Origin of the sequence: Streptomyces sp. NPDC127084, from assembly GCF_042724175.1 — a bacterium.
Lineage (GTDB): Bacteria > Actinomycetota > Actinomycetes > Streptomycetales > Streptomycetaceae > Streptomyces.
Genome location: NZ_JBHXFA010000052.1, coordinates 7,985 through 13,483, shown reverse-complemented (window position 1 = coordinate 13,483; position 5,499 = coordinate 7,985). Strand labels below are relative to the sequence as shown.

At 66.6% G+C, this 5,499-nt stretch carries 2 protein-coding genes; both read left to right on the top strand.

Annotation, left to right across the window (positions count from 1 at the left end; genetic code table 11):
- Positions 1 to 153: 153 nt before the first annotated feature.
- Positions 154 to 333: a hypothetical protein gene (locus ACFWI9_RS14805; protein ID WP_387161971.1), complete on the top strand. Its 180-nt coding sequence runs from the start codon at positions 154 to 156 to the stop codon at positions 331 to 333.
- Between the two features lie 707 nt (positions 334 to 1,040).
- Positions 1,041 to 5,381, top strand: coding sequence for an FG-GAP-like repeat-containing protein (locus ACFWI9_RS14800; protein ID WP_387161969.1), 4,341 nt, complete (start codon positions 1,041 to 1,043; stop codon positions 5,379 to 5,381).
- The last annotated feature ends 118 nt before the right edge of the window (positions 5,382 to 5,499 follow it).

Here is a 5,499-nt window from a genome sequence, read left to right as displayed (position 1 = left end):
GCGCGGGCGCGCGTGCGCCCCCCGCGGGGGGCGGGCGCGGGGCGCGCCCCCCGGCCCGCGCGCGGCGCGGGCCGCGGGGGGCGCCCCCCCCGCGCTTCCTGTCAGCCCAGGCCGAAGCGGTGCGGCCTGACCAAGGCCGGTCTCCTATGCCCCGTGCCAGACCTCGTCGGTCGCCGCTCCACAGCGGAAAGGCCTGGAGAGAAGCTGGTGGGGTATGTGATGCACGTCCCCACAGATGAAGGCCGGCGCTATTTGGCGACCGTCATCGACTGGTTCATCAAGGAAGCCATCGGCCATGCAACGCAATGGACGACCACTACCAGACGCCGCTGATATCCCGGGCGTTCAAGAATGCCGCCCGCAACCGTAGGCCGTGCGCGCGGACTGGCCGCGAAAGGGGAATTCTATCTTCCGGGTCGTCTGTCGTGGGATCCGAAACTCGAAAGGGCCCCTATTCGAGGATGCAGCGGAGGTGCGGGCCATCGAAGCAGCCGTGGACGATGTACGGCCGACGCTGACGCACGGTCGGCACCCCTAGGTCGTGTCTGCTGTCAGACGCGGCCTAGGTGCCACAGGTGCGTCCGGTGAACCGGTCGGAACGGATTCCGACCTGGTCGGCCAAGAGCACATTCCCGTCCTCGGCCTTCGGCCTCGCACCGTCGCCGGCCACGTCTCCTCCCGCCGGAGGCGCACCGCGACATCCTCGTGAGTCCGGCCCGCAACCAGCGTGCACAACGCCCCTTCCTGATAAGGCTCCTGAGTCGACGGCAACTACTGGGCGTACGACATCAGTTCACTCACGCATGGCAGCGACCAGAACACCCACAGTTTCGGGGTAATAGCAGCAACGTACCTCCCGTGCCGTGGAGTTGAAGACCAGACTGTAGCGGCGGGTAGCCCAATCGCGGCCATGGGGTCGTCGCCGACCGGACCGTGACTCGTGTATAAAGTTTCCGCCGATCTCAATCACATGAAGGGTGGGCTTTGTGCGCAGCTCGTCATCGAGCATTTCTTTGCGAAAGTCACGTCTTAGACAGGTCGTGTCCACGGCGCTGGTCATCGGAATAGCAAGTTCCGGTCTGATGGCTTTTCCGGCATCGGCGGCTCCTGCGAAGGCCACGGCGAGCACATCGTCGGATCCGGTGGCCGACGGCTCGGTCAGTGAACAGGACCACGCTCTCCAACAGGCCGAGTCCACAGGCAAGCCATACGAACTCGTCTCGGCCCGTACCGAGTCGACGGACACTTGGGCGCTTCCTGATGGCACCTGGTCGGTCAAGCGGTACGGCACACCGGTGCGGTTGCTGCGCAACGGGGACTGGGTCCCCACCGATCCCACGCTCACGGCCTCGAGCGACAGACGCGTCAGCCCGAAGGTGTCCACGGTCGACGTGTCCTTCTCCGGCGGAGGCAGCGGTCCGCTGCTGACCGGGGTCAAGGACGGGCGTACGCTCTCCTTGACCTGGCCCAAGGCACTGCCCGCGCCCACGCTCGCCGAGAACGTGGCGACGTACGCCGAGGTGCTGCCCGGTGTGGACCTCCAGCTCAAGGCCGAGGTCGAGGGCTTCTCGCAGCTCCTCGTGGTCAAGACAGCCGAGGCAGCTGCCAATCCCGAACTCGCCGCGCTGAAGTACAAGGTGGACACCGTCGGCCTGGACGTGTCCACCGACCCGGACACCGGCAGCGTCAGCGCGGTGAACCCGGCCGGTCAGACCGTCTTCACGAGTCCGTCGCCGTTGATGTGGGACTCCACCTCCATTTCGTCGGGCAGTGCTCCAGCAGCCCGTTCTTCGTTCTCGGCTGCCGCGGGGGATGCCGTGGACGAGGCTCCTGCCGATGTCTTCGAGCCTCCGCCGGGCGCACAGGACGCCCAGATGCCGACGACAGTCACCGGTGACACGCTGGAGATCAAGCCGGACCAGGAGCTGCTGACCGGAGCGGACACCCAGTACCCGGTCTACATCGACCCGTCCTGGGCCTGGGGCGAGAAGCAGAACTGGACCCGGGTCTACAAGCAGTATCCGAACACCTCGTTCTGGAACACCAAGGACCCGGTCCGGGTCGGCTACGAGGCCGAGACGGGGGGCTCGAACCGCGTCTCCCGGTCCTTCGTCCAGCTCGACACCAGCGACTCCCGGTATGTGCAGGTGAAGAAGTCGGTCTTCCGGATCCGCAACCTGTGGTCGTGGTCCTGCCAGAACCGCCCTGTGGAGCTGTGGCACACCACCGGTATCTCGAAGCAGACGACGTGGAACCGCCAGCCCAGCAAGAAGTCGAAGCTGGACACGGTCAACGACGCCAAGGGCTGGAGCAAGGACTGCGCGGCGGGGAACCTGGAGTTCGACACCACCGCCAAGATGCAGGAGGCGGCCCGTAAGGGTTGGGCGAACATCACGCTCGGTCTCTACGCCTCGGACGAGACGGACACGTTCGGCTGGAAGAAGTTCGACGCCAAGACGGCGATCCTGGAGACGATCTACAACACCCCGCCGAAGCGGCCGACCGGCCTGGGCACCAACCCCAGAACGGACTGCGCGGCGGGCGGTCTGATCGGAAACGCGCGGGTCAGCCTGTACGCGACGTTCGACGACAAGGACGCGGGCAACCTGACCGCCGTGTTCCAGCTCTTCAAGTCGGGCGCTACGCAACCCTCGGCCACGCAGACGCTGCCGGCCAACAAGGGCAAGGTGACCACCTGGGTGGTCCCGGACGCCGACCTCCCTTCGGGTAGCTATACCTGGAAGGTCTTCGCCAGGGATCAGGACAAGGCGGAATCCCCTGTGTCGGCGACGTGCAAGTTCACGATCGACCGCACCCGGCCGAGCAAGCCGCCCGTGATCACTTCCGCGGACGGCAAGTTCCCTTCCGGTGAGAACGGCTGGCCGGCCGTCACCGGCAAGGCACGCGAGACCGGCAAGTTCAGCCTGGGGGCCAACGGTGTGAACGATGTGGACCACTACGTCTGGTGGACCGACTACGATCCCGACCCCAATGACGCCGCGCCCGGTGTCCAGGCCTCCGTGCACCCCCCGGGCTACGGACCGCACTTCGTCTACGCGTACAGCGTCGACAAGGTCGGCAACCGCTCGGACACCGCGACCTACGTGTACTACGCCGGCCGTTCCGCGGTACGTGACGGGCCGACCGACCTCAACGGCGACGCCAACAGCGATATCTGGAGCGTCGACTCCAACGGCACGCTGCTGACCTACGCGGGCCAGGGCAACGGTGGCTTCGCCGCGGCCACCAACGGCGGCAAGTTCTTCTCCGCGGCCAGTGTGGACTCGCGCGGCGACTGGGGCCAGGACGGCTACAACGACCTGGTCGCGCTGGAGTACGACGGTGCCGAGAAGCGCAAGCGGCTGTGGACCTATCCGAACAACGGCAGCGGCGTCATCAGCGACAACTACACCGAGCTGACCGTCTCCTGCCCCGAGGTGAACGAGGAACTCGGCTGCATCGGCGACGAGAAGTGGACCGGTGACGACCACTGGCACAACGCCGAGCAGATCATCACGGCCGGCGACCTCAACGGTGACACCGCACCGGACCTGCTGGTCAAGCAGGGCAAGTTCCTGTGGGCCTACTACGGAAACCGCGCGGCCTACTCCCTCGACGTCCGTGAGCCGGTGCTCGTCGGCGGCGGCGACTGGGACAAGTTCACCGTGATCGCTCCCGGCGACCTCAACGGCGACAAGATCGCCGACCTGTGGCTGCGTGACAACGCCACGGGCGACATCTGGCGCTCGTACGGCCAGAAGGGCTCCAACGGCTACCTCGACGCGACGACCTGGGGGCGCACCACGGCCAGGGTGAAGATCGCGGTCGGCTACCAGGCGTCGACGTACCCGGCTGTCGGCTCGGTCGGCGACATCACCGGCGACGGCCTCGCGGACCTGTGGGCCCGTAAGACCGACAACACGATGATCGGCTGGTACGGCAAGACTCCGGGGGCTGACAACAAGTCCTTCGGCGCCGCTTTCGTCATCGACGGAATCACCGGCGGTTCCCGCATTCCGTCGGGCACCACGCTGACCGGCGGCCAGTCCCTGACCTCCCGCTCGGCCAAGCTGACGATGCAGGACGACGGCAACCTCGTCATCACCTCCAACGGAGGCAAGGCCCTGTGGTCGTCCAAGACGGGAGGCAACGCCGGCGCCAAGGCCGTGATGCGCAATGACGGAAACCTCGTCGTCTACAAGGCCGACGGAACGACCGTGGCCTGGGAGTCGAAGACCAGAGCTCCCGAAGGCTATGCCATGCTCCAGGACCGCGGCGATCTTGTGGTCTTCAACGTCAAGAGCCAGTCGCTGTGGAGCAGCGGCAGCTCGATCCGCCACGACTACAACGCCGACGGCCGCAGCGACATGGCCTCCTGGTACGACTACGGCGACGGCCACGACACGATCCACAACTTCACGGCCAACTCGGACGCAAGCTTCCAGGTGCCCAAGACGGCCTGGACGGCCGCCGCCGGAAATTACCATGCGCCGCATATGAAGCGCGTCACCGGCGACTACAACGGCGACGGCATCGGCGATGTCGCCAGCGTGTACGGGTACGAGACCGGTGCGGTCGCCCTGTTCACGTGGACCGGCAAGGGCGACGGCACCTTCAACCCGCCGATCAAGTCCTGGAACGTCGAACCGGGCCGTTGGACCTTCGGCCGGATGACCCCGTACAGCGGCGACTTCAACGGCGATGGCCGTGACGACGTGGCCGTCTGGTATGACTACGCGGACAAGCACGACACCGCCTGGGTCTTCACCGGTACGGTGAAGGGCGGGTTCAACAACCCGGTGAGCTACTGGACTTCGGTCGACAGCTGGGATCAGACCCGCGCCAAGACCGTCACCGGCGACTTCAACGGCGATGGCCGCGATGATCTCGGCGCCTTCTACGGTTACGCGGACGGCAGCGAGAAGATCTGGACGTTCAGCGCGACCGCCGATGGAAAGTTCGTCCCGGTCCCGTCCTGGTCCTCCACGACCTGGGGAGACTGGAACCGCACGTCCCTCCTGTCGGGCGACTTCAACGGCGATGGTCGCGACGACATCGCCGCCTGGTACGACTACGTGGACGGCCATGACGCCATGCACGTCTTCCCCAGCACGGCGACCGGCACGTTCACCTCGGCCTACGAGGCCTGGAACGGGCCAGCCGGAAGCATGGCGCGGGACCACATCAAGTTCGTCACCGGTGACTTCAACGGTGACGGACGGGACGACCTCAGCGGGTTCTACGGCTACGACGACGGCAGTGTCCGCATGTTCACATGGGCGACCAAGTCCGACGGCAAGCTGAACCCCCCGGCCGGAAGCTGGTCTGCACCCACGGGCAACTGGACCTTCAGCCGGTCCCTGCCCCTGGAGCAGCAATGACACCTGATGCTGCGTAAGTGACACGCGCGGCGGGGGGGGGGGGGGGGGTGGGGGGGGGGGGGGGGCGCGCGCGCGCGCGCCAGACAGAGGTGGGGTGTGGTGGGGTGGGGCGGACGCT